The following is a 25,175-nucleotide window of genomic DNA, read 5'->3' as shown; positions in this document are numbered from 1 at the left end:
AAAACGTCCCCGCAACCGTCAGGTCACAGGGCGGCAGTTCCTGATCGGTTCTATCCGCGACGTGTGGACCGGGCCTCACGGACGTCTGCCCCGTCGCGAATCTTGTCCTCGCACTGCGGACAGACCCTGGGCTTTTCGACCCCGTTCGGCGTGAACACACGCGCGTAGTCAGCCGTTACAAAATTACCGCAGTTCTGGCATTCCGGCATACAACCCTGTATGTGGGTTATACCCTCTTAATTGTTATTGGTCTGGTAAGTGTTCGCATACGAGGTGTTGGCGGCGCTACCGGGTGAAAACGCCATTTCGTTCGAAAGAAGGAAACGCCACCGACGGACACACCGGCCAGTGGAGTGTCGGTCAGTTGCCACAAACTCATCGAAGGAGCGCCAGATTCGGGACGGAGCGTGTCCGGTTACGCCTCGAAGGTACTGGTAATGGTTCCGTCCTCGGACAGTTCGATGACACCGTCGAAGAGTTCCCGGAACGCCGCGACCGTCTCCTCGTCGTGGACCTCGTCGGCGAGGTGGAACATCCCGACAGCGTCGTACTCGTCTAGCAGGTCGAGGATGTCTTCGACGGCCGAGAGCGCGCCGTCCTCGTCGGCGTAGTAGATGAGTTCCGTCAGCGAGTCGAAGGTCACGCGGAGCTTCCCGTCGTGTTCTTGCAGAAAGGTCTCGGCCTCCGAGACAATCCCGGAGAGGTCGTCCGGCGCGGAGACGTATCGGACGCTTTCGGACTGGCGACGGGTGTAGCCGCGCTCGACCGACAGCGTGTCGAGGATGGTCGCTTTGGACTCGTCGACCTCGTAGTACTCCAGTTTCTGTTTGACCTCCCGGGCGGTGGTCCGGGTCGAGATGACGAGCATCGAGTCGGTGTCGGTCGCAAGGAAATCCGTGTCCAGTCGGTCCGTCTCGCCGGTACTCGGATGCAGGAGTAGTACCCCCGTGCCACCCGGAACGGTTTCCGGTGCGTTGTCGATAGCCAGCGTATATTCCATATGCACATCAAGGAGAGTGGAACCCAATTAAGTGTGCGGGTCCCGGTTAGAACACGCTGTCCGCCGTCGCAGCTCCAACGACGCTGAAAATTGCACCGACAGTGATGGCTTTCAGGGTCGTCAGGGTGACCGCCATCGGCGTCGGGTCCAGCAGAATCCCCCCGTTGACGAGGAACGTGTCCGGGGCCGTAAACGCCACCGCGAGAATGGCGACCGAGCCAAACGCCACGCACATCAGCGAGACGAATCGGACCGGAATACCGGCCACCTCCGCCTCGGTGTCCACGTCGCGGTCGGCGTCAGCTTTGTACAGCGCCCCGTAGCCGATAGCGAACACGATACCGACGACAAGCACTGCGTGATACCAGGACATATTCTCAGCAAGGACCCACACCTCCTCTGTCACGACGAACGGCCCCGCGAGCAGGAACCCCCCAACGAGTTGCTGGGCAGTGTCCGCGACCCGGTATCGGCGTCGACCCATACCGGGTTGCTGTCCCGTCAGCACGAAAGTCTCCCGGTCTGTCACTGTCCGACAGGACCAATGTCCAGTCGCTACGGAGCGGTTCACAGCTTCCCTTCTCGTTTCAACTGGACCGAAAATGTGCCGTTGTCCCTCGGTTTCCAAGTGAAGAAAGGGGGTACAGCGGCTGTGAAGGGACTGAAAATCGCGACATCATCGGCTGATTCGGGCCCTGAATAAAAGCGTTTTGTCCCTCAGCCGACAGGTCGAGCGGGCCGGGACGGCTTACGTCGTCCGGAAGGCCCGGTCACCGGCGTCGCCGAGCCCCGGAACGATGAACCCATCCTCGTCGAGTTCGTCGTCGATAGCGACGCTGATGATGTCAGCGTCCGGCTGCGCCTCCGAAACACGGACGATACCCTCTGGCGCGGAGACTGCGGCCAGAACAAGCAGGTTCTCCGGCTCTGTCTTCTCCGAGGTGATGTAATCGAGCACCGTGGCCATCGTCGACCCGGTGGCGAGCATCGGGTCCGCGATGATGACGGTGTCGTCCTCGGTGATTTCGGGCAGTTTGACGTATTCGACGGAGATAGGGAACTCGCCGTCGTCGTTCATTCCGGCTTCCTCATCACGGCTGGCGGAGATGACGCCCTGTCTGGCGCGGGGGAACGCTTTGAGCAGCCCCTCGACAAACGGCGTCGCGGCGCGGAGGACGTTGACGATGACCACATCGTCGAGTCCTTTGACGCGTTCCCCCATCGTCGTAGTTAGTGGCGTCTGGATTTCCGTGTACTCAGTTTCCATCCGCCCGTCAATGATTTCGTAGCCACAGATACGGCCGAGGCGGACCAGTCCCTTCCGGAACGCGACCTGTTCGGTCTCGACGTTTCGTATCCGAGTCAGTTCATCTCGCGCCAGCGCGTGCGTGACGACAGAGGCGTCGCCGCGCTGTTCGATTGGCATATCGTGCCCGTTGACACCCGATGGCTTAAACGGTTCTCACTCAGGCCGGCTCAGCCGTGCCTGACCGTACCGCAGGGTCACCGCCGCGCTGGCGGTTCTTTGCCATGAGGAAGAGGAACAGCGCGAGACCGACGCCGCGGAGCACAACGTCGAGCAAGAGCGTCATCTCGCCGCCGCCGAGGCCGATGAGGCCGAGGATGTCGTACACGCCGGACACTGCGAGGCCGGGGGCCATCAGGAGCAGCGAACTGAACGCGAACGCCGCCCGCTCGCCCCGGGAGACCGGCGCGTACGCGAACCCGATAACCGTCGCGGCCAGCGCGACGACGCCGAGGAAGACGCCGATCACAGGTATCAGGATCTCAGGGATAGCGTAGCCGACATCCAGCAAGTCTGCAGCCTCAACAACCCGATATTTGTCCCCGACATCAAGGTTGGCAGCGTCAGGGTTGCGCCGAAGCAGAATGATGCCCGGCGTGACAATGAACGCGAACGGCACAATTGCCTTGTTGAGCGAGAGCGAAAACGCCTCGATGCCGGTCTCGAAGGCATCGGACTTTGCGACACCGGAAGCGGCGTAGGCAGCCACTGCGACCGGCGGCGTGATGTCGGCGATGACGCCGAAATAGAGGATAAACAGATGTGCCGCGAGCAGCGGGACACCGAACTCGGTCAGCGCCGGCGCGAGCAGGGAGACGAGGATGATGTAGGTCACCGTCGTCGGCATCCCCATCCCGAGGATAATCGAGGAGAATGCGGTGACGAGCAACAGCAAGACCAGCGAGCCGCCGGCGACGGCTGTGATGAGCGAGACGAGGTTCGGGCCGAGGCCGGAGACGCTGATGACGCCCGGAATGATGCCGGCAGCGGCGACAGCGATGACAACCGGGACCGCGGTTCTAGCCCCGCTCTCCATCGACTTCCCGACGAAAACGCCGAGCTTGTACAGCCCATTCGAGGCCAGATCTGGGCGACTGACAGCGTCAGCAGTCGTTTCGGCGGTGTCGTCGACAGCACCGTCGAACGACAGCAACGGCGAGTCGAGTCTGGGTCGGGTAATCAGCGTGAGGACGCCAGCGAGAATGATTAGCGTGCCGATGTTACCGACGGTGGCCGAGAACGCGTCTATGAGAGATTGGGACCCCGTCCCGTCGCCGGCCAGTGCACCCAGAACGCCAGCGCCGAACAGGAACTGTGAAAGCAGCGATGCGCCGAACAGCACGCCGAGAATCGCTCCGAGGCGGGCACGCGTTTCGTCGCCGTAAGCCGCCACAAGTGCGATGAGCGCTCCGATTGCGATGAGCGTAAACCACGCCGAGCGGGAGACAGACAGTCGCTCGATGATGAGGTAGTACAACAGCAGCCCAAGCGGGACGAGGTAGAACCACCCGCTTTTGAAGTGGCTCCGGAGGTTGACCAGTTCTGAAGAGTCGAGACCACCGATGTCCTCCTTGACGGCCTCGAAGTGGACCATCACCCAGACGCCGAAGAAGAAGACGATAGCGGGAATCGTCGCGACGACGATGACATCAGCGAACGGCGTCGCCGTGTACTGGACGATGAGGAACGCAGCGGCCCCCATCACCGGCGGGAGAATCTGGCCGCCCGATGAGGCAGACGCTTCGACACCGCCGGAGAACTCCGGCGAGTAGCCCGACCGCTTCATCAGCGGAATCGTGAACGCGCCGGTCGTCACCGTGTTTGCGATGGACGAGCCTGAGATGGTCCCCATAAATCCGCTGGCGAGAATGGACGCCTTCGCCGGGCCACCCTTCCGGGTGCCCGTCGCGCCGTACGCGAGGTCAATGAACCACTGCCCCGCGCCGGACATTTCGAGGAACGCGCCAAAGAGGATGAAGATATAGATGAACTGCACGGAGACGGTAACCGGAATTCCGAACACCCCGTTTTCGGTGTTGTACCAGAGGTTCTGGATGATAGAGGGCCAAGACAGCTCCGGAATCGAGAGGACGCCAATGTAGGCGGCGTCCTGTGGGATGAGGACACCGAAACGGGCGTAGACGACGAACGCCGCGACGATAACCATCAACCAGAGGCTGATCGCCCGACGGGTCGCTTCGAGGACGAGCAAAACGCCGACCGCACCCAGTACGAACGCGTAGGAGGTGTCGGCGAGCGGCCCGAGAAGCCCCGCTATCGGCTCCAGGAAGGTGAATACTTCCTGAATCGGTCGGCCGCGTTCAAGTCCCAGCGCACGCATACGCTGGATCTCGTCGAAGTCAGTGATGAAGTACGCGGCCGACAGCACCGACAGGACGATAAAAACGAAATCCGAGGGTGTCACGCGGTCCATCTCGGCGTCGAGGAACGCCCAGGCGAGGGCGCTTCCGATAGCGTGAACGACACGAGACACCGGATGCTCCGCGCCGAGTTTCTCATCGACCAGTGACCCGAGCGCGATACAGCGCCGGGAAAGCGGGCCGTCGCCGGTGCTGCCGGGATACAGCAAGAACGTCAGAATGAGGCCAAAAGAGACGTGGACAGCGTTGATCTGGAGGAGTTGCAGTGACGCGAACACGACATCACCGACGCCGGGAAGCGAGATCGAGAGGACGAAGCCTTTCGCCGCGAGCCACATCTGAAACACCGAAAACGAGATGCCGATGAGCGCGACGAGGACAACTGCCCACCCTGTAAGGGAGCGTTTCCGCTCTATCTCCTGCAGTACTTCGTCAACTTCCTCGTCCGATACGGCCTCCCCGTCGTCGTCAGATCGTGTGTTTTCAGTCATGTGTTGAGCTGGTCTGTCGCAGCACCGAACGACGAGCGCTGGGTCACATAGAGGTGGACCGAGCGGCCGTTGGTGCGGGCTACCAAGTCGTAGGTTTCGGCTCCGACGTGAAGTTTATGTCCTGCAACATCACCGGGAGAGACTGTCACGCGCGTGTAGTTGCCTGGGGGGTCGAAGACATACATCCCATCCTCACGAGTGACGTTGGCTCCGCTCGGGAGCCCCCAGCCGAACGATTCGAACTCCATACGGGTCATCTCAAGATGGTCGCCACGGACTGTGTACTCGTCGTAGACACGCGTTTTTTCGACACTGTGCATATATTCCAGCGCCACGGTCGTGCCGTCCTCAACCGAGACCGTTAGATACTGCTCACCGGTCTCGGCGTCTTCGACGACCAGTGCATGTCCGCCGGGGAGCGCTGCTACAGTCCCGATGAGGAGGAGGGCACCGAGCACCGCGATAGCGACGTATCGTCGTCTCATTCCAGTTGGTGAGTAATAGAAGGTCGTTAGTTAACGATACGGATAGCGTCAGTCAGCGGCGTTACGCGTCGAAGTAGGCCGCTGCGCCGGGGTGGAGTTCGATGGACATCCCGTCCTGAGCGGAGTCCGCGCTGATGAAGTCCGTCTTGATAGAGAGGTCGTCGACGTTGTCGAAGATGGCCGCGGTGACCGACTCGACCGTCTCTTCGGGCTGTTCGGCGTTCGTCGCAATCATCGCCTGCACAGCGATTGTTTCGACAGCCTCGTCGACGCCGGTGTAGGTGTCGGCGGGGATGGTGTCGTCAGCGAACCAGGAGGCGTCCTCCTTCGCTGCGGCACGGTTGTCGCCGGAGATTGGGACGATGACGAGGTCGTTGGTGTTTGCGAGGTCCTCGATTGCGCCGACCGGCCAGCCACCGACGACGAACGCGGCGTCGATGTCGCCGTTCCGGAGCTGGTCGGCAGCCTGAGAGAACGAGGCGTTCTGCTCGGTGTAATCGGAGATGCCGACTGACTCCAGAATCTGGTTCGCGTTGACCTGGGTTCCGCTCCCGAGGTCGCCAGTGTTGATCGTCGCCCCTTCGAGGTCGGAGAGTTGCGTGATGCCCGTGTCCGCGAGGGTGACGACCGTGATCGTTTCGGGGTACAGGGTCGCAACGCCCTGGAGGTTCTCGACGGCGTTGTCCTGGAACGCATCGATGCCAGTGCCGTTCTTTGCGAACGAGGCGATATCGTTCTGGATGAGCGCGAAGTCGGCGTCGCCGCTGGCGAGGCTGCCGACGTTTTCGACGCTCGCACCGGTCGACTGGACGTTCAGCGTGAAGTCTGTGTTGTCCTCTACGACCGTCTTGAACTCGTTCGAGAGCGGGAAGTAGGTGCCACCGGTGCCGCCGGCGTGCCACGAGAGGCGGGTCTCGGTGTCGCCTTCGGTCATTTCGCCCTCGGTCATGTCGCCACCCTCGGTCGTTTCGCCGTCGCCACCGTCGCCGCCGTCGCCGCCACCGCCACAGCCGGCGAGAGCTGCGACACCTGCAACGCCTGCTGTCTTGAGGAACCGCCTACGTGTGGAGTTGTTAGTCATACGTATGTCTACGTCACACGGGGTATTCAAGAATGTTAGCTAGTATACAGTCGCTATTTGACTATATTGTGCGATAGCGTGTGACAGAGTATTTCACCGGACGGAATAGAGATGAGAAAAGACGGACAGGCAAAGTGTTCTATTTTTCGAGAATTTCAGCTCTAGTTATATTTCAGCAAACAACCGCCACGTCAGGACCCGTTACGCGGACGTCTCGATACCAAGCTCGTCGAGAAGCGTGCGGGCAGCTGCAGCCGAGGACGGTGGGCCACGAGCCGTGATGAGGTCACCATCGACCGTGACGCTGGTGTCGGCATCGAGTTCGGCGTCCCAGTCCGCACCGACAGCCTTCACTTCGTCTTCGACCCAGTACGGGAGCTTCCGGCCGTCGGGGAGCAGGTCGTTCTCGTCGACAATGCCTTCCTCCCAGGCGTTCGGGAAGCCGGTGACCGAGCGGCCGTCGGCGAGGAACTCGCCGTCGCTATTACGGGTGAAGGCCAGAATCCCGACCGTGTGACAGACGACGAGTGCCTTGCCGTCGTCGCCGGCGACGCTCTCGCGCAGCAGTTCACGGGCGTGGACATCCTGCGTGACGTCCCACTCCGCGCCGTGGCCGCCGGGGAACACGACGGTGTCGTAGTCCGCGGCGTCAGCCTGTGCCAGCGGAATCGGGTTGTTCAGGCGCTCGTCGGTCTCGTGGACTTCCCGAACGTGTTCCGAGAGGTCTTCGCCGACTTCATCGGGGTCGACGGAACGTTCGTCAAGCACCGGCGGCTCGCCGGTCGGTGTCGCCACCGTAATATCCAGACCGGCGTCTGTGAGAGTTGTCAGCGGCTCAATACATTCTTCGCCCCAGTACCCGTGTTCGCTTACGACGAATAGTGCGGATGACATCAAACTACCATTCGCGTGCAATCCTTATAAGCAGCCGTTTGGTGTTGAGCGAAGCGGGGCGAGCGGGAAGATCGCTATACAGTAAGAATGCGTCGTTTATACCCCGACATCAAGGGCTGGGGAGGGGGCTCGCGGGAGAGTATCACGGCTGCCGCCACGGCGGAAACGTTTAACCCCACTGAGCAGCAATCCGGTGTGTATAGATGGACAGCCCACTGCAGCAGGTCCCGCGGCTGTCATAGACCGATCTATTATACCATGGCAGACATCGAAGAGAGCGTTTCAGGATTCAAGGCGAAAGGCGGCTGGGTCGACGTCGTCGAGCACGGCGAGCGCATCACGCAGGCGCTGAAAGACATCGCTTCGGGCGAGACTGTCGACGAGGACGCCCTCAGTGAGTTCGACGAATGGCGACCCAAGAGCCACGAGCGACTGGACGAGGACGTCAACGAGAAAACCGCTGACCAAGCAAGCGTCGACGAGGGCAAAGGCGAACAGGCCGGCAAGGGGCCGGACGAGGACCTCCAGACCGCCGGCGAGAAACTCAGCGAGTCCTACGAGAACCTCGACGAGCCGGACGAGGCGATGGAGCGCTGGAGCGAGTCCGTCGACTACGTGGCGCGCGCGGCTGACTCCGCCAGCCGGAAAGCCCTGCGAAAGGTCGAGGACACCGTCTACCGCAACGTGATGACCCAGATCGCGCCCTATTACTTCGACAACGACCTCATCAGCGCGAACCTCCGTCGCGTCGGCGACGAGGAACGCCCCGAGTACGTCTTCGAGGTCAACGTCAACGACGACGACCTGAAGATGCGCGTCTCGAACAAGCTCGCGGACTTCGAGCAGGCCGTCGACCGCTGGCACGTCGACACCGAGAAAGTCACCGAGGCTGTCGAGGCCGCTGAGGGTGTTGATGCGGTCGAGACAGGGGATGAGACCGATGCGAAGACGAACTAAGCTCGCCGCTGGGCGAGCGGCATCGGCTTCCAGCATCGTCGACGCAAAAACGAACTAAGCACGAGCATGGCCGCACAGACGGTTAGATAGCGTCGTCAGGGTCGTGTTTTTCCGCCATCCGCGTCGCTTCGGCCGCGTACTGCGCCTGCAGGTCTTCGTCGTCGACGGACCCGAGGTTGTCCGGGTCCGCGTCGACAGCGGCCGTGGTCTCTCGCACGTCGGAAAACGAGGTCAGGGCGCGCTCCTTGCGGAAGTACTGTTCGCCGTCGGGCGTCGCGTACGTGAGGATGATGAGGTTCTGCTCGTCGTCGGAGTAGGTTCGTTCGACCAGCCAGACGCGGACAGTCTCTTCAGTGGCGGACATACGGGAGCGAACCACGCGCTGCCACCTGAACGTTTGCCCGTGAGGGCCGCGTCAGTGTCGGCAGTCGGCCACACAAGGGCGCGCGAACGGTAGGCTCATTGCAGGGCGGGGCAAACGCCGTGACAGATGGTCGCGACGAGTACGATTGCGACGCTTGTTATCGCGTCAGCCGCGAGTCTGTTTATGGCCTGGGCCATCGGTGCTGGGTCGTCCGGGTCTACACCGTTCGCGCCGGCCGTCGGGGCGAACGCGATCTCGGTGATGCGGGCCGGGTTCTTTGTCGGCATCCTCGGGCTGGCCGGCGCGATCCTGCAGGGAGCCAACGTCACAGAAGCCGTCGGGAGCGAGCTCGTGCTGTTCCCGAGCGACGGCGGCCTGTCGGCTATTGCCGCTATCGTCGCCCTCCTCACTGCGGCGGTGCTGGTCGCCGTCGGTATTTTCACCGGCTACCCCATCGCGACAGCGTTTACCGTCACCGGCGCAGTGGTCGGCGTCGGGCTGGCGATGGGCGGCCAGCCGGCGACAGCAAAGTACATCGAAATTGTCTCGCTGTGGGTCCTCACGCCCTTCGTCGGCGGGGGTATCGCCTTCGGGACGGCGTGGTCGCTCCGGCACGAGGCCACGACAGAGGAACGGCTCGTGCCGCTGCTGGGCGGGCTGGTCGGTGTGATCCTGGCGAACATCGAGTTCGTGCTGCTGGCACCGGGTAGCGAGCAGGCCTCTGTGGCCCGCGCCGTCGCAAGGGCGGCCGGGACACCGATCTTCCCGTCGATGGTCGTCGTGACGCTCCTTATCGGGGTGCTCGCGGGGGGACTGCTGTATCTAGATATCAGAGCGGACGCGGCCGCCGGGCAGCGGCACTTCCTGCTGGTGATGGGCGGGCTCGTGGCCTTCTCCGCCGGCGGGAGCCAGGTCGGGCTGGCGCTGGGACCGCTGGTGCCCCTGCTCGGCGAGGGGCCGACTGCGGCCATCCCCATCACCGGCGTTCTGTTGTTCGGCGGCCTCGGCCTCCTCGTCGGGTCCTGGACGGGCGCGCCGCGGATGATCAAAGCGCTGGCACAGGACTACTCCTCGCTTGGGCCGCGGCGCTCCATCGGCGCGTTGATTCCGAGCTTCATCATCGCGCAGGCGGCCGTTTTCTTCGGCATTCCGGTGTCGTTCAACGAGATTATCGTTTCGGCTATTGTCGGCTCTGGCGCAGCCGCCGGCGGTGGCGAAGTCAGTCGGGAGAAGATGGGGAAAACGGTGCTTGCCTGGATCGGGTCGCTGGCGCTGGCGTTTGCGCTAAGCTACGGGCTCTTCTGGATTATCGACGCGGCACTCTGACCCGGTCAGCGACCCCAGACGTAGCGACTGACGGCCTCGTCAATGCGGGTCGAGAGCCGGCCCATCCAGACCTCAGGCGAGACGCGCTCAATGTCCTGCTGGTCGACCTCGATTCGGTCGTCGCCGAAGGGGTCGTGGGGTTTTTCGCCCTCGTTCTCGTCGACGGCGTCGACGACGACACTCATCGAACACCGGCCACAGGCCTCAGTGTCTTTCGCCATGATTGTTAGTGATTAATTTGGAGGCCAGCGTCAAAAACCTGCCGCGGCGGTCGTGTACGGCCCGTGGACGACCGTCGGCTGACCGACGCCCTTAAGACCCCGACACGGCATCGCCATGGTATGACCTACCGCGGCGGGGGACCAGTACGAACTGAACACCTACGTGACTCACGACGATGAGCGAGGAATCCGAGTCCATGTCGGGTGAGGACCCGACTGACTATGGCGCGGAGAGCTGGGAAGACCCCATGACTGGTGCAGTCCCAAAATCGGAGCTTCCCGACGAAATCGTCGAGGAAGTCCCACACTGGACAGATGACCCCTACTTCGACCGGGTGGGCGACCGCCTGATGTACAATTACACGCTGGAGCGGGACCACCGGTTCCGGGGCGAGCGCTGGGACCTCTACGGCGAGATGCGGGTTCTCAATCAGAAACAGTTCTTCCACCCGGCGCTGTCCTACGGTGACCACGAATCCGAGGAGTACCTCTACGCCCGCCGCGTCGACCGGCCGACAGTCGGCGAACTGAAGCGACTGGTCAAACTGGGCCACGACCTTGCTGACGAGCGTGTGTCGGGCAACGAGGAGCACTACCGAACGGACTTCACGTTCGTCCTCGTCGCCGACGAGATACCCGACGAGGTTCGGTCGTTCGTCGAGGGTCAGCGCGAGCGGACGCTGTTGAAGTACGGCTACTACGGCCACTACGAGGTCAATCTGGGCGTCGTGGTGCCGGACGAACAGGTTGCCGTCGCCGGCGAAGCCGCCGACGTGGTCGAGGCGTTCGTTCTCTGGGAGGACGTGACCCAGCCCGAGGAAGGAGTGCTGTCGCGGCTCGCCAAGCGGTTCTGGAAATGACGCTCCCGACCCGGCGTGGCTTCGTCGTCGGCTGTGCGGCGACGCTGGCCGGCTGTAGCGTCCTGCCGGAGGAGCGCGAGCCCATCGAAGCCAGCGCGGCCGCGCCGGCAGTGCTCCCCGAGTCCAGCGGCTACTCGCTCGTTGCCGAAGATAGCCGCACCATCGAGACGACGGTGACCGTCGACTTTTCTGGGGACGTGGAACTAACGTCGCGGCAAGACGTGATCGCGACGGTGTTCCAGCGCGTATACCAGTCCGCAAACGGGGAGCAGTTCGGGCTCCTGACGGCCCCAGCCGTGCGAGTCATCGACCAGCCCGAAGTCGTCCGTGACCCGCTGACGGCGGTGGACAGCACCCGGGTCGTTTCGCTTGCGATGGATACCGACGTGGACACTGTTTCGGAGTGGCGCGAACGCGGCTCAGAGACGCTTCTCGGGACCGAAACGACGCGGACGACAGCGACGGCAACGCTCAACGGGACCGAGCGAAAGCTCGCGCGAATTCGCGTCCGTGCCGGCGAGGATTCAGTGACGGCGATAGCGACTATCTCGGATGACGCCGCGCCGCCGTTCGGCGCGGTCACGCGGGACGCGTAACTGTCGCTGTCGACAATAAAAAAACGGAAACGGAGTCGCGGTTCAGTCGTCGCCTGGTTCGACCGCGCTGGCGGGACCACGGTCACGGACCGTGCTGATGTTGTCGTACCCTTTCTTCACGAGGGCCAGCGCGAGGCCGATGAGGACCAGCGCCAGTACCATCTGGACGGTCGAGGACGCGATGGCCGCAGTCCCCTCGGCACCGCCCTGAATGAGGTTCTGGTAGAGGTTGCTGTAGAACGCCAGCCAAGACAGCCCCAGAATAGTGATAGTCGTCATGACGGCCATCGGCACGCCCGTGGAGTACAGCTGCTTGTTGTCGTCCCAGTTTGCGAGCCAGACAGTCGCGGTCAGCAGCGCCAGCGCCGCGAGCAGCTGGTTCGCACCGCCGAACAGGGCCCAGAGCGTGAGCCACTCGCCGGAGATAACCATCAGATAGGCCGGGATGGCCTGCACGAGCGGGTTCGTGTAGCGGCCGCGCCCGATTTCGCCGAGGGTCGAACGGATGCCGCCGCCGACGTTGAATCCGGAAGCCGTTTCGCCCGCCCGGAGCCCGACGATCTCCTCCATCATGTACCGGCCGAGTCGGACGGCCGTGTCCGTGGAGGTCAGCAGGAAACTCACCAACACGAGCGCCATGAACGGTGCGCCGAAGGTCTGGGGGATGCCGAGACTAGTGAAGATGATGCCGCCACCCGTCGCGAAGTTCGGCAACGCAGCACCGATACCGCCGGCGGGATCAGCGAAGCCGGCCACGGCGAGCGTCGACAGTGCGACGGCGGCCAGCAGTCCCTCGCCGAGCATCCCACCGTACCCGATAAGGCGGGCGTCGGTCTCCTTGTTCAGCTGCTTGGCTGTCGTCCCAGAGGACACCAGCGAGTGGAAGCCACTGATCGTCCCGCAGGCGATGGTAATGAACAGCAGCGGGAACAGCGGTGCGAGGCCCGCGCCCTCGACACCCCAGAAGCCGTTGAATGCACCCATCGAGTCCGCGATGACCAGCGAGCCGGTCTCGGTGGCAGCCGTGCCGAAAATCGTGCCGACGATGACAGCCACCAGCGAACCGCCGACGCCGGCGTACAGCAGGAACGACGAGAGGTAGTCACGCGGCTGGAGCAGCACCCACACCGGGAGCGCGCTCGCAATGCCCGCGTACACCATGATTATCGGCACCCACGCCGCACGGTTGGGGTTCATCGCTGTCGCAGACGACCCGGGAATCCACTGTCCAGTGCCGAGGTTCAGCACGTCCGCGAGCACGAGCGTGCCTGCGGGGTAGCTCGCCTCGCCGACGGCCGGGAACAGCGCGAACGGGTACTGAATGCCCGCGTACACGCCGGCGAACACCAGCGTCACGAACACGACGGTCCCGGGCAGGAACGGTCCGTTCAACTGGTAGAGGTACACTCCCAGTAGCAGGGCCAGTACGATGTAGACGGTGCTCGCGGTCGTCACCTGTGGGAACGCGTCGAACACGATGGCGACCACCAGCGCGAACACCGCGACGACGAGGATGATGGTCAGGAACGCGAACCACAGCAGCATGTTCTTGCCCCCTTCCCCGATGTACTCGCCAATAATGTAGCCGATTGACTTCCCCTCGTGTCTGAGCGACCCCGACAGCGAGACGAAGTCGTGGACGCTCCCCATCAGCGGGTTACCGATGGCAATCCACAGGAGTGCGGGAACCCACCCCCACACAGCGCCCGCCGTAATCGGTCCGACAATCGGTGCCCCACCCGCGATACTGGAGTAGTGGTGACCCAGCAACACCGGTTTCTTCGACGGGACGTATTCTTGCCCGTCTTCGTACTTGTGCGCCGGTGTCTCGTTGTCGTCGTCGAGTTCGAGGAACCGCGCGAGGTACTTCGAATACCCCAGATACCCCACGCTGAATGTCACCAGTACTGCCAGGACGATCCAGATTACCTGTGTCATGTGTGTGCATGAATGATAACCAACATCAAGCTATTAATAGTTATTATATATTTCTTATACTTCTCAAGTCCGTCAGAATCCGCTCGGTCACACAGCTTCGACTGTCAGCGAAAATCTAATATCCGATTACTTATCGGTTATGCGCGGCCCGCACATAAGCGGCGGTCGGTGTTTCAGACGAACGTCGGCATCTCGGCATCCGTCTCGACGTCGAGTTCGGCGGCGACGTCGTCGAGCAGGTCGCCTTTCACCTCCGCCGTGCGGGTTGTGATTTCCGCGACCAGCGGCGGGTCGAGCGTCTCTCGGACCTCCTGTAGCCGTTCGTTCTCAGTCGCGACGCGGTCTCGGAGATACCGGGCCCCGCGGCCGTCCTCGTCGGGGTCCGGCTCGGGCGTGAGTTTGTTGGCGACGAGGCCACGAACCGAGAGGTCACGCTCCCGCATCTCGGCGATGGCGCGCCGCGTCTCGTTGACCGAGAGCTGGTCGGGGTTGAGCACGAGGAAGAAGGCGGCGTCGGCCTCCAGCGCGCCGCTGGCGAACTCGAAGAACTCCTTTCGGTCCTGCAGGCGGGCGAGCACCGGGTCGCCGTCCATCACGCGCCGGGGCTCGTTGTTGCCGATGGCGGCCTTCTCGAAGAGGTCGATGCTCTTTTCGCGTTTGTGCATCAGCCGGTCGATCCATCCTTCGAGGAACTCCGGCAGGCCGAGGAGTCGAAGGGTGCTGCCAGTCGGCGAGGTGTCGAAGACGACCCGGTCGTACGGGTCGGCGTTGCGCATCACGTCGACGAAGCGGTCGAACAGCGCCGACTCGTAGGCCCCCGGCGTCTGGTGGGCCATCTCTAGCTGCTGGTTGATTTCGTTGACCATCGCTGCCGACACCTGCTCGGAGAGGTCGTTTCGGATGCCATCGAGGTGGCGCTGAGTCTCGGTTTCGGGGTCGATCTCCATCGCGTCGAGGCCGTCGATACCTTCGACGGCAGCCGGCTCGTCGCCAAACTGCTGGTCAAACACGTCCGAGACGGAGTGGGCCGGGTCCGTTGAGACGACGAGCGTGTCAAGACCGGCCCGCGCTGACTTGACGCCGTAGGCACAGGAGACGGTGGTCTTGCCGACCCCGCCCTTCCCGCCGAAGAAGACGAACGGCTCCATCAGAAGTGGTACTGCTGGCCTTTGCGTTCGATGTACGAGCCTCTGTCCCACAGCCGCCGCTCCCAGGCCTCGAAGGTGTCTTCGAGGTACGGTAGCAGTTCGGCGGTGTAGTACGACACCGGCGACGGGATGCCGAAGGCGTCGGGGAAACAAGCCAGCATGAACGCGTCCTCGATGTCCTCGGCCTCTTTCTCGATTTTCTCGTAGGCCGGGTGCGTTATCATGCCGTGGTACAGTCCGCGGGCCCACTCCCGCAGTGTCCGGCGAAAGCGCTCGATTCGGTCGGCCAGTTCCATCGTGGGTCATGTGTGCGAGAGGCACAGAGTAAAAGCTGTCGCAGTTACCCGTCGATAGTACCCAGCCGCGGTGACGGGCCAGCGGTCGTGTTTGACCGCCGGAAACGAGGCGCGATTTGAAGGGAGCCGGCCCACAACGGGTGGTATGCGCGACACCATTCCCGTCACGATTCTTTCCGGGAGCCTCGGGGCCGGGAAGACGACGCTACTGAACCATCTGCTGACTGAGGCCGGTGACCGCGACATCGCCGTCCTCGTCAACGACATGGGAACCGTCAACGTCGACGCGGAACTCATCGCCGAGGGGTCCGAACTCGACGTCGACGACGGGGTCGCGGAGCTGTCGAACGGCTGTATCTGCTGTGAACTGCAGGACGACCTCGAAACGGCAGTCGTCAGGCTGGCGGACGACCGTGACTTCGACGCGCTCGTCGTCGAGTCCTCTGGCATCTCCGAGCCAGCGCCCGTCGCGCGGCTGTTCACAACCGAATCGCGCGTGGCGGCGCTCTATCGCGTCGACACGCTCGTGACGGTACTCGACACCCGGCTGTTTCTCGACTCGTTCGCCGGCGAGACGCCGGAACGCCGCGGAAGCGGCGAAGCGAGTGCCGATGGAGACGGCGACGACACAGAAGCCGACGGAGCCGACCGCCCGCTTTCGGACCTCATGGTCGAACAGGTCGAACTCTCGAACCTCGTCGTGCTGAACAAAACGGACCTCTGTACGGACGAGGAAATGGACGAAGCCGAGGAACTGGTGCGGGCGCTCCAGCCCGACGCCGAGACCATCCGAACAACCTTCTCACAGGTCGACCCCGACCGGCTGTTCGACCGCGCACTGTTCGACCAGACCGAAATCAGCGACCTGCCGGGCTGGAAGCGAGCGCTGGCCGAAAGCGGGCACGGTCACGGTGAAGGCAGTCACGACCACGGCGGCGACAGCCACGAAACCGATGCCCACGAAGGCGACACCGGGCACGGACACGACGACCACCACCATCCCGAGGAGGTGTACGGGGTCACGTCCTTCACCTACCGCCGCCGCCGGCCGTTCCACCCCGACCGGCTCGCCGAGGTACTGCAGGACCTGCCGTCGGGCGTCGTCCGTTCGAAGGGGACCGTCTGGCTGGCGGGCAGCGAGCGACGGGTCGTCATCGGCCAGGCCGGTCCTTCGATACGGGCGGAAGCACAGGGACCATGGATTGCGAGTCTCCCCGAAGTCGAGCAGGATATGTACCGCTCGAACCGACCAGAACTTGACTGGCACGACGAGCATGGCGATCGCCGGACGGAGCTGGTGTTCATCGGGACGGACTACGACGAAAGCGCCCTTCGGACGGCACTGGACGACGCGCTGGTGACAGACGAAGAATGGACGGAAAGCGAGTCACTCACTGGACCGTTCCCGGCGGAGCAGGGCGAGGAGGCGGTGATTCGGAGCCCCTAGCAGGCGCAGTCACGGCCTGCCGAGCGCTCAAAGCGCATCTCCTCGCCACAGTCCGGACAGACCGGCTCGCCGTCTAAGTCGACATCTCTGATGCGAACGCCGCAGTCGTCACACCAGTACGCGCCCTGGGAGCCATCGTCGGGGCGGGACTTCGCGTCCGGCTGTGACGTGAGTGCCTCCTTGACGCTGTCGAGGATGCTCATGGTTGTATGTGTACATTGAGGCTACTAAACGTGCCGTGGTTGTGCGCGGTCGTCTCACGGGCATCGACAACCCGGCCGGACAGTAGCGGTATCGGCCGATTCAGCCTCCGGGCACATCCGCCGCCAGTTCCTCGATAGCTCGCTCTATTTCGTTGCCGCGCTTCCAGGCGGCGATGCGGTCGGCAAAGGGGAGTGGCAGATTCAGCGAAACGGTCGACCGCATCGTGACCCGAGAGCCGTTTTCCTCCGGCACGACGGTAATCCGGGTCTCCAGATGGTCGAACGGGCCGACCTCGCCCTCAGCGGTGTACCGGAGCCCGTCGTCGTGCGACTCGAAGCGCAGGGGGACTGACATCCCCGGGCCAGCGGCGGTGACGAGCGTTCCCGTCTCCGTTTCCTCGACAGCCGTCACTGTGAACGTCCCCTCCGCCGCCACGACCGCCTCCGGCGAGAGCGTGCGGTGGACAGCCGGCGGCCGTGCCATCACGAACCGAGAGCGTTCGACCTCGCGCATACCAGTCCACATGCGTACCGGGGTGGTAAATCACAGGGCCAGCGGGGCCGAGACAGCCACCAGCAGAACGGCGAAGCCGACGCCAATGTAGATGAGGCGTTGAAAACGAAGCTCCGGCGCTATCCGTACCGATGGCGGCGGGGCCGTCCACACCAAGCGGTGGTACGCGACGGCGGCCACGGCGACGGTCCCGGCTGTCGAAACGGTCAGACCGGCCCAGACGGGAAGCCCGTAGGCGAGGCCGTACAGCGGGCCAACAGAAAACAGTAGCATCACCGCCGTTGCGGTGCAGACGAGAAATGGGACCGGGTCGACCGGGTCCCCATGGCGATTTCGAACGTTCATGCGTCGTGTTAGGCTTCGAATGTGTTTAGTTGCGCGACTTGGCCGCGCCCGGCCAGAGAACGAAGCACCGGGGACTGCCAAAGAGCTAAGGGGCGTCCCGTCCGTGTTCGTGGGCATGAGCGACGCGAACGGGTTCGAGGAGGGGGCAAGCGGGTCACAGGGCGACCCGCGGGTACTTATCGCGATGAACGTCGTGCTCTCGACGGTGTTTTCGGCCACTCTCGTCTGGGGGCTGAGCGTCATCGGTGCGGCAGATCTCACGGCTATCAACGTCGCGACCGGCGCGATACTGCTGTTCGCGCTGACCTACGCCATCACACTTCAGTAGCGGGCCTGCGCCACGCTCCAGTAGCGGTTCTGCAGTACGACCGCGACACTCGGCTTACTCGGGGTCGTAGGGGTGCACGTCGTCTACCGCAGGTGCGCCGACGACGAGCGTCCGTACTGGCTCGGTCGCCGACTCAGGGTTGTGCGCCCGCTGGGGGCTGTCCGGTTCGACGACGAACGCCTCGTCTTCATCAACTTCGTAGGTCTTCTCGGGCGTCTCGACAGCCAGCGTTCCGGAAAGGACGTAGAACAGTTCTTCCTGATTGTCATGGTAGTGGTACGCGAGCGGAATGTCCTCGCCGGGGGCGACCTCATAAAGATTCACGGCCGCATTTTCCAGGTCAGCTGCATCACTTATCGACCGCTGGATGCTCGGTCGGTCCGGTGTCGGTTCGATGTCGTCGACCGCGAGGTGGTGATAACCCATGTCATCCCTGTCGACAGCGACCGACGTAAAACGACTGCTCCCGCAAGTGCTCAGTCCGAGGCTTCTTCGGCGTCGACCGGCTCTGTCTCGTCGGTTTGGAGGCGGACGACGCGAGCCTTCATGATGCGCGTGTTCTCGACCTGTTCGACGCGGATCTCGACGCCGTCGTAGGTGATAGTCTCGCCTTCCTCGACCAGTCGCCCCGCCCGGTTGAAAATAAAGCCGGCGATGGTCTCAAACTCCTCGCCTTCAGGTAGGTCTAGATCCAGCGCTTCGTTGACCTCCTCGATGTTGACCTCGCCTTTGACCGTGACCGTGTCGTCGTCGACGTACTCGATCGGCTCTTCCTCCTCGCCTTCGAGTATCTCGCCGACAATCTCCTCGGTCAGGTCCTCCATCGTCACCAGCCCCTCAGTGGTCCCGAACTCGTCGATGACGATGACCATGTGCAGGCGTTCGGCCCGCATCTCGGTCAGCAGGTCGTCGACGTTCTTCGACTCGGGGACGTGCAGCGTCGGTTCGATGAGGTCTTCAAGATCCATGTCGCGGGCCAGCGCCTCGCCGTAATTGAGGTCCCGAACGAGGTCGCGGATGTGGATGACGCCGATGACGTTGTCCAGACTGCCTTCGTAGACCGGGATACGGGCGTGGCCGCTCTGGATACACGTCTCCAGCGCTTCCTCGACAGACGACTCCTTGGCGACGGCGGTCATGTCCAGCCGCGGCGTCATCACTTCCTTGGCGATGGTGTCGTTGAACCGCAGCGTGCGCTGGAGCATCTCGCGTTCGTCCTCGTCGAGGACGCCCTCGCGCTCACCCGTCTCGATGATGTCCTGTATTTCCTCGCGGGTGACGTAGGAGGTCTCGATGGCGGAGCGGCCCCCGGTTATCTTGTTGACGACGCGAGTGAGGTAGTCGAACAGGAGGATAAGCGGAAGCAGCACCTTCTCGGCGGCCTTGAGCGGCTTAGAGATGCGCAGCGCCCAGGATTCGGTGTTCTCAACCGCGTAGCTCTTTGGCGCGCTTTCGCCAAACAGGAGCACGATGGCGGTAATGCCGAACGTCGCGACCGCGACGGCTTGCCCCTGGGAGAGATAGAGGGCCAGCAGCCCGGTCGCGATAGAGGACATCGCAATGTTGACGAGGTTGTTCCCGACGAGAATCGTCACGAGCAGGCGGTGCGGGTCCGCCTTGAGTTGCTTGAGCGTCTTCGCGCCCGGAACGCCATCCTCGACGAGGGCTTCTGTCCGGTGTGCCGGCAACGAGAACATGGCAATCTCCGAGGACGAGAAGAACGCCGACAGGACGATGAGGAAGACGATAACGGCAGTACCACCGGCCAGCACCACGGTTTCGGGGATCGTGACGCCGGCGTATTCGATAGCCTGCAGCATCGCTGTAGACAGCTCGAACGGCGCAGGTGGATCCAGGGCCATCAACGGTCGAAGTTGTAATGGGCGGGGATTAAGGCTTGTCATGGAGGGGTTGCCAGCGAAGCCCTTACCCGGCTTTCACGCGTATCGCCGTATAGAGTATGAGCGAGTCCGACATCACGCTGTACCGGTTGCAGGCGTGTCCCTTCTGCGAGCGCGTCGTCCGGAAGCTGAACGAATACGGTCTCGATTACCAGTCGCGGTTCGTCGAGCCGATGCACGCCGACCGCGACGTGGTCAAGCGGCTGTCCGGCAAGCGGACCGTCCCAGCCATCGTCGACGAGAGCACTGGCGTCACGATGTCCGAGAGCGCGAACATCGTCGCGTATCTGGAGCGGACGTACGGCGAAGGCGAGGAGACGGCAGGGGGTGCGGCCTGATGGACCTTGATTTCGATATCGTCGACCTCGACCCGGTCGACCACCCCGAGGAAGGCGACACCGCGCCGGATTTCACACGCCCACTCGTCAACGACGAGTTCTGGGAGGACGAATCGCTCGCGTCGGTGTGTGCCGACAGCGACCGGGTCGTCCTCGTGTTCCACGCGATGGACGGCGCGTTCCCGGCGACGTACATCTGGAACGAGATCCGTGACCGCGCGTGGCACGAGCAGGCCACCGTCGTCGGCATCTCTATCTCGACACCATACGAGCACAAGCAGTTGCTCAAAGAGCGAGAAATAGAGGGAGACTACCGGCTGTTCTCGGACCCCGCCAACGGTGTCGCACAGCAGTACAGCATCGACATGGCCCTCGACGGGATGGCCGGTATCGAGGAGCCGCGCCCGTCGGTGTTCGTCCTCGATAGCAACCGGACCATTGAGTACGTGTGGGTGGCTCAGGAATGGCCCGACTTCCCGGACTACGACGACGTCGAAGCCCAGCTCTAACGATGGCGACAGTCGACGACGCCGCGGCAGCGGTCCGTGACGGAAAGCTGGTCGTCTATCCCACGGAGACAGTGTACGGTCTCGGCGCGGACGCACTCGACGCTGCCGCTGTCGAACGGGTGTTCGACGCGAAGGGCCGCGAGCGCGACAAGCCGGTGTCGCTGGCCGTCCCCGATATTGAATCCGCACGCGAGTACACGCGCCTGAGCGACCGTGAACTGGCGTTCATGCGGGAGTTCCTTCCCGGCCCGGTCACCGTCGTCGTGGAGCGCCGCGACGTCGTCCCGGACGTACTGGTCGCTGGCCGGGACCGCGTCGGGGTCCGGGTCCCCGACCACGACCTCGCGCTGGAACTACTCGCTGAAACCGGGCCGCTCACGGCAACGAGCGCTAACATATCCGGGAATCCAAGCGTTCGCACCGTCGACGACCTCGACGCGATCCGCGAGCGCGCTGCTGTCGTACTTGACGCCGGCGAGACCGACGGCGGGACCGGTTCGACGGTCGTGAACGTCGACAGCGGGACGATTCATCGCCGCGGCGCACGCGCCGACGCCGTCGAGTCGTGGCTCAACGACCGGAGCTGATATCCGCCCGGAACTGTCCGGGTGCTGGCCGCCTTAGCGTAGGATTGACCGTAGCGACCGCGTTTTCACCCCGCAGTCATCGCTGAACTCACAGGGCTTGCACTTGGCGTCGTTTCGCACCCGCCCCGGCGGCCCGTCGATGCTGTCGGCGGTTCTGACCGCGCGACGGTAGATCCCGGCTCGCCGCGTGTTCACCTCGATGCGTCGGATGACGCCGTACGCCGGATACTCCGCGTAGGCGATGTCGATGTCGCACTCGCGCTCCCATGAGAGCGCCTTCGCGGCGGCGACCAGCCGCACAGTCTGGGGCTCCCAGACACCGTTCTCGGGCGGTCGACCGGCGAACACGAGCGACGGCGCCGGACCGTCCCGCCCGGCGACGACCTTGTGTGCGATACCGCGGGCGTCCTTCCCTTCGAGATACGCGTCGGTCGCTGTCGGGGCGACCAGCCCGTCCCAGTCAGCCAGCCGCTCTCGAAGCCCTCTGAGTCGGTCGCGGTACTCGTCGGGTCCCACTTCGATGGGGGCTGCCAGCAGGGCGGCGTCGTCGGTCAGCAACCGCTCGTACTCCCGGGCGAGTCGGCGAACCGACTCGATTTCGTCGGGAATCTCGCTTGCGCCGTCGCGGCGGCGGTAGTAGAGCTTTCGCGGGCAGTAGGCAGCCGTTTCCAGTTCCCTGAACGTGTGGGTCGACATGAGCCTACGTGGTCGTGTTCTCCCACAAGAAGGTTCGGCGGCCGCCGCCGTTGAAACAACTGCGCAGTTGGCTACCCCTGCCACGACTGGAAACGACTACAAAAGGTATCCGAGGGTCACATCGACACGTCAGCGCCGGAGTCAAGCGAATCGATGTCTTCAGTGGCCTCGTCGAGGCCGTCATCACGGAGGCCAGCGGCGTGCTGTGTTGATAGGCCAGCGTCGGTGAGTACGTCCTCGAACTGGCTCTGAAACCGGTGGGAGACACGGCGGGCGGCGTCCTGTGCGGCAACGACGCGCCGGTAGTGGGCGGCCCGGGACTCGTCGATATCGAACTCGGCTGCAAGTTCGGTGACGGACGGGTCGTCGTCGGCGACACGACGGCGGAACTCGGGCAGGTCAAACGGTGCCTCTGTGTCCTTGTCACGGAGGAGATGCAAGTCAAGTCGGCCCTCGACCACAGCAGACTCGTCCGTGCCGATTTCGGCCGCGATAGTCTCCTCGTCGCTCCCCTCATAGAACAGTCGGACCACTGTCACCAGATCCTCATCAGCGAGTTCGGTCTGGAACTCATACCGCTCACGCATCCGCGCGACGACATCACCGAGTCGGTCCGTGACACCGGCCTCGTCAGTATCGGCTAGAGACCCTCTTGACGCCTCCTGAGACTCCGTCACAGCTTCCTCGCCGGAGACGTCCATGAAGATGTCACGGAGTTCTTCGGTCTTCTCGTCCATCGAACATGATACTACTCCTCGGGAGGCATATATCTGTCGGATGGGCAACGTAATGCGACGGAAACTTTCAACAGTTCCCTAATTCTCGCAAGACTGCAGCGGGGCGTGGCAAGATTTAAGCGGACACGAAGCACGTGTTAGCGTATGTCATCTATACTCCAGACGACCACGCGCCCGACGTTCTGGCGTATCGGCGACGTGGGGAAGGCGCTGTTTTACTATCTGGCAGCGCTTGCTGTCATCGTCTTTCTGTACGGTGTGTACAACCGCGTCACCCGCTATGCCAAGGGCAGCGAGGACCCATTTGAGCGACTGGACGAACTGCCCCAGCGGACGGTTGCGGCGGCGCAGTTAGCGCTGTCAAATCGGAAGCAGTTGGACCGCGACACCGTCGCTGGCGTGATGCACGCGTTCATCGTCTGGGGCTTTCTGACGCTGCTCATCGGAACGACGATTCTGGGTATCGATATCGACTTCTATCGGCCGCTGACCGGTGAGTCCTTCTTCGTCGGCCAGTTCTACCTCTCCTATTCGTTTGTCATGGACGCGATGGGGCTGCTGTTCGTCGTCGGCGTCGGTGTCGCGCTGTGGCGACGCTACGGCCGCAAGCTCGACCGCCTCCACGACCGCCACACCTCCCGCGAAGACGACCTGTTTCTGGGCGCGCTGTTCGTGCTGGGCGTCGGCGGCTACCTCACCGAAGGTATCCGGATTCTCGGCACCTCGACGGTCCGGGACGTCTCTTTCGAGACGGTGAGCTTCGTCGGCTGGTCAGTCAAAGAAGTGCTCGTCATGGCCGGGATGACACCGGAGATGGCAGCGGGTGCGTACCCCTTTGTCTGGTGGAGCCATTCGCTCGTTGCGCTGTGGTTCGTCGCCTGGATACCCTACGCGAAGCCGTTCCACATGCTCTCGTCCTTTGCCAACCTTGTCGCCCGCGATGAGAAGGCCGGGGTGCGACTGCCCGGCGTGCCAAGCGACGCGAGTCCCGACGAAATCGGCCCCAGCGACATCGACGACTTCTCCTGGAAACAGTTGCTCGACCACGACGCCTGCACCAAGTGCGGCCGCTGTTCCTCGGTCTGTCCGGCAAAAGCCTCCGGGCGGCCGCTGGACCCGCGAAACGTCATTCTGGACCTGAAACGCTACCGCGAAGAGCGTGACGCCGGCGGCGAGGACGTGCCGATCATCGCCGACGGCGGGACTTCGGTCATCGATGCTCACACGATGGAGTCCTGCATGTCCTGTATGGCCTGTATGGACGCCTGTCCGGTCGACATCGAACACGTCACGCAGTTCACCGAGATGAACCGTCGGCTCACCGAGGCTGGCGAGATGGATGAACACGTGCAGGACGCGATGATGAACGTGTTCCAGCACGGCAACACCTTCGGCGACCCCGAGCGCGCCCGGCCGGACTGGACCGAGGACCTCGACTTCGAGGTGCCGGACGCTCGCGACGAACCAGTGGAGTACCTCTGGTACGTCGGCGACTACCCCAGCTACGACGAGCGAAACCAGAAAATCGCGCAGGCGCTGGCTCGCGTCTTCGAGGCCGCCGGCGTGGACTACGGCATCCTCTACGAGGCCGAACAGACCGACGGCAACGACGTGCGCCGCGTCGGCGAGGAGGGCCTCTACGAGATGCTTGTCGAGGACAACGCCGAGGCGATTCTGGACTGTGAGTTCGAGTCCATCGTCACGACGGACCCCCACGCCTACAACACGTTCATGAACGAGTACCCCGAGTTCGAGGCCTGCGAGTGGGGCGAAGACGACGTGTTCCACTACACGCAGGTCGTCGCCGACCTCGCCAGTTCCGGCGCGCTCGGCCTCGCCGGGACCGAACTCGACTACACCGTCACCTACCACGACCCCTGCCACCTCGGGCGGTACAACGGCGAGTTCGAGGCCCCGCGGGACCTCATCCGCGCCACCGGCGCTGACCTCCACGAGATGCCCCGGAACAGGGACGACTCCTTCTGTTGTGGCGGTGGCGGTGGTGGCCTCTGGATGGACCTCGAAGAAGAGACGAAACCCAGCGAGGAACGCCTGCGCGAGGCCCTCGAAGACACCGAAGCGGGCGCGGCCGTCGAGAAGTTCGTCGTCGCCTGCCCGATGTGCATGACGATGTACGAGGACGGACGCAAGACCGGCGGGTACGAGGACGACCTCGAAATCGTCGGCGTCACAGAACTGCTGGCTGAGGCCGTCAGCGAGAGCTGA

The 25,175-nt window shown here is 63.3% G+C and carries 30 protein-coding genes; 10 read left to right on the top strand and 20 right to left on the bottom strand.

All coding sequences use genetic code 11. The annotated features are described in order from the left end of the window. Positions 1-50 precede the first annotated feature (50 nt). From BDK61_RS24455 to BDK61_RS02645, 8 genes are all read right to left on the bottom strand, one after another. The gene (locus BDK61_RS24455; protein WP_044952319.1) at positions 51-209 is read right to left on the bottom strand and encodes a DUF7563 family protein; all 159 of its coding nucleotides are present in this window, start codon (positions 207-209) and stop codon (positions 51-53) included. A 206-nt stretch (positions 210-415) separates the two neighbouring features. Further along, on the bottom strand, positions 416-1,000 hold the full coding sequence (locus BDK61_RS02675; RefSeq protein WP_011224307.1) for a DUF7090 family protein: 585 nt from the start codon (positions 998-1,000) through the stop codon (positions 416-418). A gap of 46 nt (positions 1,001-1,046) precedes the next feature. Then, positions 1,047-1,484 carry a DUF2391 family protein gene (locus tag BDK61_RS02670; protein WP_007189495.1) on the bottom strand — a complete coding sequence of 146 codons (438 nt, stop codon included), beginning with the start codon at positions 1,482-1,484 and terminating at the stop codon, positions 1,047-1,049. A 264-nt stretch (positions 1,485-1,748) separates the two neighbouring features. Then, positions 1,749-2,426: a uracil phosphoribosyltransferase gene (gene upp / locus BDK61_RS02665; RefSeq protein WP_004517702.1), complete on the bottom strand. Its 678-nt coding sequence runs from the start codon at positions 2,424-2,426 to the stop codon at positions 1,749-1,751. A gap of 40 nt (positions 2,427-2,466) precedes the next feature. Continuing rightward, positions 2,467-5,178, bottom strand: coding sequence for a TRAP transporter permease (locus BDK61_RS02660; RefSeq protein WP_121302228.1), 2,712 nt, complete (start codon positions 5,176-5,178; stop codon positions 2,467-2,469). Next, complete coding sequence (locus tag BDK61_RS02655; RefSeq protein WP_011224310.1) at positions 5,175-5,663, bottom strand: DUF1850 domain-containing protein; 489 nt, start codon at positions 5,661-5,663, stop codon at positions 5,175-5,177. Before BDK61_RS02655 ends, BDK61_RS02660 begins: the two co-directional genes overlap by 4 nt. Before the next feature lie 61 nt (positions 5,664-5,724). Beyond that, positions 5,725-6,744: a TAXI family TRAP transporter solute-binding subunit gene (locus tag BDK61_RS02650; RefSeq protein ID WP_121302227.1), complete on the bottom strand. Its 1,020-nt coding sequence runs from the start codon at positions 6,742-6,744 to the stop codon at positions 5,725-5,727. Between the two features lie 201 nt (positions 6,745-6,945). After that, on the bottom strand, positions 6,946-7,638 hold the full coding sequence (locus BDK61_RS02645) for a type 1 glutamine amidotransferase domain-containing protein (protein WP_121302226.1): 693 nt from the start codon (positions 7,636-7,638) through the stop codon (positions 6,946-6,948). A gap of 258 nt (positions 7,639-7,896) precedes the next feature. Here BDK61_RS02645 and BDK61_RS02640 point away from each other — a divergent pair, with 258 nt between their 5' ends. After that, positions 7,897-8,595, top strand: coding sequence for a DUF5828 family protein (locus tag BDK61_RS02640; RefSeq protein WP_121302225.1), 699 nt, complete (start codon positions 7,897-7,899; stop codon positions 8,593-8,595). A gap of 82 nt (positions 8,596-8,677) precedes the next feature. On the opposite strand, the gene BDK61_RS02635 is transcribed toward BDK61_RS02640, so the two are convergent. Further along, positions 8,678-8,959, bottom strand: coding sequence for a hypothetical protein (locus tag BDK61_RS02635; protein ID WP_004959649.1), 282 nt, complete (start codon positions 8,957-8,959; stop codon positions 8,678-8,680). A 126-nt stretch (positions 8,960-9,085) separates the two neighbouring features. On the opposite strand from BDK61_RS02635, the gene BDK61_RS02630 reads away from it, so the two are divergent. After that, a complete protein-coding gene (locus tag BDK61_RS02630; protein WP_121302224.1) occupies positions 9,086-10,285 on the top strand; it encodes an inorganic phosphate transporter in 1,200 nt (399 codons plus the stop codon). 5 nt (positions 10,286-10,290) lie between these two features. Here BDK61_RS02630 and BDK61_RS02625 read toward each other — a convergent pair whose 3' ends face one another. Continuing rightward, positions 10,291-10,506, bottom strand: coding sequence for a hypothetical protein (locus BDK61_RS02625; protein ID WP_007189501.1), 216 nt, complete (start codon positions 10,504-10,506; stop codon positions 10,291-10,293). A gap of 176 nt (positions 10,507-10,682) precedes the next feature. Between BDK61_RS02625 and BDK61_RS02620 the strand changes: the two genes are divergently transcribed. Both BDK61_RS02620 and BDK61_RS02615 read left to right on the top strand, forming a co-directional pair. Next, positions 10,683-11,366 (top strand): hypothetical protein, encoded by a 684-nt coding sequence (locus tag BDK61_RS02620; RefSeq protein ID WP_121302223.1) that lies wholly within the window; start codon positions 10,683-10,685, stop codon positions 11,364-11,366. Continuing rightward, positions 11,363-11,962 (top strand): DUF6517 family protein, encoded by a 600-nt coding sequence (locus BDK61_RS02615; protein ID WP_121302222.1) that lies wholly within the window; start codon positions 11,363-11,365, stop codon positions 11,960-11,962. The genes BDK61_RS02620 and BDK61_RS02615 overlap by 4 nt, the downstream gene beginning before the upstream one ends. Before the next feature lie 42 nt (positions 11,963-12,004). Here the strand turns inward: BDK61_RS02615 and BDK61_RS02610 are convergent, their stop codons facing one another. The 3 genes from BDK61_RS02610 to BDK61_RS02600 form a co-directional block, all read right to left on the bottom strand. Further along, positions 12,005-13,900 (bottom strand): carbon starvation CstA family protein, encoded by a 1,896-nt coding sequence (locus tag BDK61_RS02610; RefSeq protein ID WP_121302221.1) that lies wholly within the window; start codon positions 13,898-13,900, stop codon positions 12,005-12,007. A gap of 173 nt (positions 13,901-14,073) precedes the next feature. Continuing rightward, positions 14,074-15,048 carry an ArsA family ATPase gene (locus BDK61_RS02605; protein WP_121302220.1) on the bottom strand — a complete coding sequence of 325 codons (975 nt, stop codon included), beginning with the start codon at positions 15,046-15,048 and terminating at the stop codon, positions 14,074-14,076. Continuing rightward, positions 15,048-15,344 carry a hypothetical protein gene (locus BDK61_RS02600; protein WP_004959670.1) on the bottom strand — a complete coding sequence of 99 codons (297 nt, stop codon included), beginning with the start codon at positions 15,342-15,344 and terminating at the stop codon, positions 15,048-15,050. The genes BDK61_RS02605 and BDK61_RS02600 overlap by 1 nt, the downstream gene beginning before the upstream one ends. Before the next feature lie 145 nt (positions 15,345-15,489). Here BDK61_RS02600 and BDK61_RS02595 point away from each other — a divergent pair, with 145 nt between their 5' ends. Continuing rightward, positions 15,490-16,791 (top strand): CobW family GTP-binding protein, encoded by a 1,302-nt coding sequence (locus tag BDK61_RS02595; RefSeq protein WP_011224319.1) that lies wholly within the window; start codon positions 15,490-15,492, stop codon positions 16,789-16,791. Here the strand turns inward: BDK61_RS02595 and BDK61_RS02590 are convergent. The 3 genes from BDK61_RS02590 to BDK61_RS02580 all read right to left on the bottom strand — a co-directional run bounded on the left by BDK61_RS02590 (position 16,788) and on the right by BDK61_RS02580 (position 17,853). After that, positions 16,788-16,994, bottom strand: coding sequence for a hypothetical protein (locus BDK61_RS02590; protein WP_121302219.1), 207 nt, complete (start codon positions 16,992-16,994; stop codon positions 16,788-16,790). The genes BDK61_RS02595 and BDK61_RS02590 overlap by 4 nt on opposite strands. A 100-nt stretch (positions 16,995-17,094) precedes the next feature. Beyond that, the gene (locus BDK61_RS02585) at positions 17,095-17,508 is read right to left on the bottom strand and encodes an SRPBCC family protein (RefSeq protein ID WP_004959678.1); all 414 of its coding nucleotides are present in this window, start codon (positions 17,506-17,508) and stop codon (positions 17,095-17,097) included. A 30-nt stretch (positions 17,509-17,538) separates the two neighbouring features. Then, entirely contained in the window at positions 17,539-17,853 is a 315-nt protein-coding gene (locus BDK61_RS02580) for a hypothetical protein (RefSeq protein ID WP_004959681.1), read from the bottom strand. A gap of 115 nt (positions 17,854-17,968) precedes the next feature. On the opposite strand from BDK61_RS02580, the gene BDK61_RS02575 reads away from it, so the two are divergent. Next, positions 17,969-18,181 carry a hypothetical protein gene (locus BDK61_RS02575; RefSeq protein ID WP_121302218.1) on the top strand — a complete coding sequence of 71 codons (213 nt, stop codon included), beginning with the start codon at positions 17,969-17,971 and terminating at the stop codon, positions 18,179-18,181. A gap of 54 nt (positions 18,182-18,235) precedes the next feature. On the opposite strand, the gene BDK61_RS02570 is transcribed toward BDK61_RS02575, so the two are convergent. Next, positions 18,236-18,607: a cupin domain-containing protein gene (locus BDK61_RS02570; RefSeq protein WP_004959687.1), complete on the bottom strand. Its 372-nt coding sequence runs from the start codon at positions 18,605-18,607 to the stop codon at positions 18,236-18,238. Between the two features lie 50 nt (positions 18,608-18,657). After that, positions 18,658-20,043 (bottom strand): hemolysin family protein, encoded by a 1,386-nt coding sequence (locus BDK61_RS02565; protein WP_004959689.1) that lies wholly within the window; start codon positions 20,041-20,043, stop codon positions 18,658-18,660. A 98-nt stretch (positions 20,044-20,141) separates the two neighbouring features. On the opposite strand from BDK61_RS02565, the gene BDK61_RS02560 reads away from it, so the two are divergent. The 3 genes from BDK61_RS02560 to BDK61_RS02550 are packed head-to-tail and all read left to right on the top strand — an operon-like array spanning position 20,142 to position 21,516. Further along, positions 20,142-20,420 carry a glutaredoxin family protein gene (locus BDK61_RS02560; protein WP_004959692.1) on the top strand — a complete coding sequence of 93 codons (279 nt, stop codon included), beginning with the start codon at positions 20,142-20,144 and terminating at the stop codon, positions 20,418-20,420. Then, on the top strand, positions 20,420-20,929 hold the full coding sequence (locus BDK61_RS02555; protein WP_004959693.1) for a redoxin domain-containing protein: 510 nt from the start codon (positions 20,420-20,422) through the stop codon (positions 20,927-20,929). Before BDK61_RS02560 ends, BDK61_RS02555 begins: the two co-directional genes overlap by 1 nt. Positions 20,930-20,931: 2 nt before the next feature. After that, positions 20,932-21,516, top strand: coding sequence for an L-threonylcarbamoyladenylate synthase (locus BDK61_RS02550; protein ID WP_004959696.1), 585 nt, complete (start codon positions 20,932-20,934; stop codon positions 21,514-21,516). A 33-nt stretch (positions 21,517-21,549) separates the two neighbouring features. Here BDK61_RS02550 and BDK61_RS02545 read toward each other — a convergent pair whose 3' ends face one another. Both BDK61_RS02545 and BDK61_RS02540 read right to left on the bottom strand, forming a co-directional pair. Continuing rightward, positions 21,550-22,212 (bottom strand): CRISPR-associated protein Cas4, encoded by a 663-nt coding sequence (locus BDK61_RS02545; protein ID WP_004959699.1) that lies wholly within the window; start codon positions 22,210-22,212, stop codon positions 21,550-21,552. Between the two features lie 116 nt (positions 22,213-22,328). Then, positions 22,329-22,949, bottom strand: coding sequence for a hypothetical protein (locus BDK61_RS02540; RefSeq protein ID WP_004959701.1), 621 nt, complete (start codon positions 22,947-22,949; stop codon positions 22,329-22,331). A 144-nt stretch (positions 22,950-23,093) separates the two neighbouring features. On the opposite strand from BDK61_RS02540, the gene BDK61_RS02535 reads away from it, so the two are divergent. Next, on the top strand, positions 23,094-25,175 hold the full coding sequence (locus BDK61_RS02535; RefSeq protein ID WP_121302217.1) for a (Fe-S)-binding protein: 2,082 nt from the start codon (positions 23,094-23,096) through the stop codon (positions 25,173-25,175).

This window comes from Haloarcula quadrata (genome assembly GCF_003634715.1).
In the GTDB taxonomy this organism is placed as follows: Archaea; Halobacteriota; Halobacteria; order Halobacteriales; family Haloarculaceae; genus Haloarcula; species Haloarcula marismortui.
Note: the sequence above shows the minus strand (reverse complement) of the source record. Positions and strands in the feature narration are given on the sequence as shown.

What these genes read in the sequence shown, in the direction of transcription:
- BDK61_RS02650 (WP_121302227.1), bottom strand. Translation starts at nt 6,744, where the DNA reads ATGACTAACAACTCCACACGTAGGCGGTTCCTCAAGACAGCAGGCGTT.
- BDK61_RS02545 (WP_004959699.1), bottom strand. Translation starts at nt 22,212, where the DNA reads ATGTCGACCCACACGTTCAGGGAACTGGAAACGGCTGCCTACTGCCCG.
- BDK61_RS02645 (WP_121302226.1), bottom strand. Translation starts at nt 7,638, where the DNA reads ATGTCATCCGCACTATTCGTCGTAAGCGAACACGGGTACTGGGGCGAA.
- BDK61_RS02640 (WP_121302225.1), top strand. Translation starts at nt 7,897, where the DNA reads ATGGCAGACATCGAAGAGAGCGTTTCAGGATTCAAGGCGAAAGGCGGC.
- BDK61_RS02595 (WP_011224319.1), top strand. Translation starts at nt 15,490, where the DNA reads ATGCGCGACACCATTCCCGTCACGATTCTTTCCGGGAGCCTCGGGGCC.
- BDK61_RS02535 (WP_121302217.1), top strand. Translation starts at nt 23,094, where the DNA reads ATGTCATCTATACTCCAGACGACCACGCGCCCGACGTTCTGGCGTATC.
- BDK61_RS02675 (WP_011224307.1), bottom strand. Translation starts at nt 1,000, where the DNA reads ATGGAATATACGCTGGCTATCGACAACGCACCGGAAACCGTTCCGGGT.
- BDK61_RS02575 (WP_121302218.1), top strand. Translation starts at nt 17,969, where the DNA reads ATGAGCGACGCGAACGGGTTCGAGGAGGGGGCAAGCGGGTCACAGGGC.
- BDK61_RS02630 (WP_121302224.1), top strand. Translation starts at nt 9,086, where the DNA reads ATGGTCGCGACGAGTACGATTGCGACGCTTGTTATCGCGTCAGCCGCG.
- BDK61_RS02635 (WP_004959649.1), bottom strand. Translation starts at nt 8,959, where the DNA reads ATGTCCGCCACTGAAGAGACTGTCCGCGTCTGGCTGGTCGAACGAACC.
- BDK61_RS02655 (WP_011224310.1), bottom strand. Translation starts at nt 5,663, where the DNA reads ATGAGACGACGATACGTCGCTATCGCGGTGCTCGGTGCCCTCCTCCTC.
- BDK61_RS02600 (WP_004959670.1), bottom strand. Translation starts at nt 15,344, where the DNA reads ATGGAACTGGCCGACCGAATCGAGCGCTTTCGCCGGACACTGCGGGAG.
- BDK61_RS02570 (WP_004959687.1), bottom strand. Translation starts at nt 18,607, where the DNA reads ATGGGTTATCACCACCTCGCGGTCGACGACATCGAACCGACACCGGAC.
- BDK61_RS02620 (WP_121302223.1), top strand. Translation starts at nt 10,683, where the DNA reads ATGAGCGAGGAATCCGAGTCCATGTCGGGTGAGGACCCGACTGACTAT.
- BDK61_RS02605 (WP_121302220.1), bottom strand. Translation starts at nt 15,048, where the DNA reads ATGGAGCCGTTCGTCTTCTTCGGCGGGAAGGGCGGGGTCGGCAAGACC.
- BDK61_RS24455 (WP_044952319.1), bottom strand. Translation starts at nt 209, where the DNA reads ATGCCGGAATGCCAGAACTGCGGTAATTTTGTAACGGCTGACTACGCG.
- BDK61_RS02560 (WP_004959692.1), top strand. Translation starts at nt 20,142, where the DNA reads ATGAGCGAGTCCGACATCACGCTGTACCGGTTGCAGGCGTGTCCCTTC.
- BDK61_RS02660 (WP_121302228.1), bottom strand. Translation starts at nt 5,178, where the DNA reads ATGACTGAAAACACACGATCTGACGACGACGGGGAGGCCGTATCGGAC.
- BDK61_RS02550 (WP_004959696.1), top strand. Translation starts at nt 20,932, where the DNA reads ATGGCGACAGTCGACGACGCCGCGGCAGCGGTCCGTGACGGAAAGCTG.
- upp (WP_004517702.1), bottom strand. Translation starts at nt 2,426, where the DNA reads ATGCCAATCGAACAGCGCGGCGACGCCTCTGTCGTCACGCACGCGCTG.
- BDK61_RS02585 (WP_004959678.1), bottom strand. Translation starts at nt 17,508, where the DNA reads ATGCGCGAGGTCGAACGCTCTCGGTTCGTGATGGCACGGCCGCCGGCT.
- BDK61_RS02610 (WP_121302221.1), bottom strand. Translation starts at nt 13,900, where the DNA reads ATGACACAGGTAATCTGGATCGTCCTGGCAGTACTGGTGACATTCAGC.
- BDK61_RS02580 (WP_004959681.1), bottom strand. Translation starts at nt 17,853, where the DNA reads ATGAACGTTCGAAATCGCCATGGGGACCCGGTCGACCCGGTCCCATTT.
- BDK61_RS02615 (WP_121302222.1), top strand. Translation starts at nt 11,363, where the DNA reads ATGACGCTCCCGACCCGGCGTGGCTTCGTCGTCGGCTGTGCGGCGACG.
- BDK61_RS02565 (WP_004959689.1), bottom strand. Translation starts at nt 20,043, where the DNA reads ATGGCCCTGGATCCACCTGCGCCGTTCGAGCTGTCTACAGCGATGCTG.
- BDK61_RS02670 (WP_007189495.1), bottom strand. Translation starts at nt 1,484, where the DNA reads ATGGGTCGACGCCGATACCGGGTCGCGGACACTGCCCAGCAACTCGTT.
- BDK61_RS02590 (WP_121302219.1), bottom strand. Translation starts at nt 16,994, where the DNA reads ATGAGCATCCTCGACAGCGTCAAGGAGGCACTCACGTCACAGCCGGAC.
- BDK61_RS02555 (WP_004959693.1), top strand. Translation starts at nt 20,420, where the DNA reads ATGGACCTTGATTTCGATATCGTCGACCTCGACCCGGTCGACCACCCC.
- BDK61_RS02540 (WP_004959701.1), bottom strand. Translation starts at nt 22,949, where the DNA reads ATGGACGAGAAGACCGAAGAACTCCGTGACATCTTCATGGACGTCTCC.
- BDK61_RS02625 (WP_007189501.1), bottom strand. Translation starts at nt 10,506, where the DNA reads ATGGCGAAAGACACTGAGGCCTGTGGCCGGTGTTCGATGAGTGTCGTC.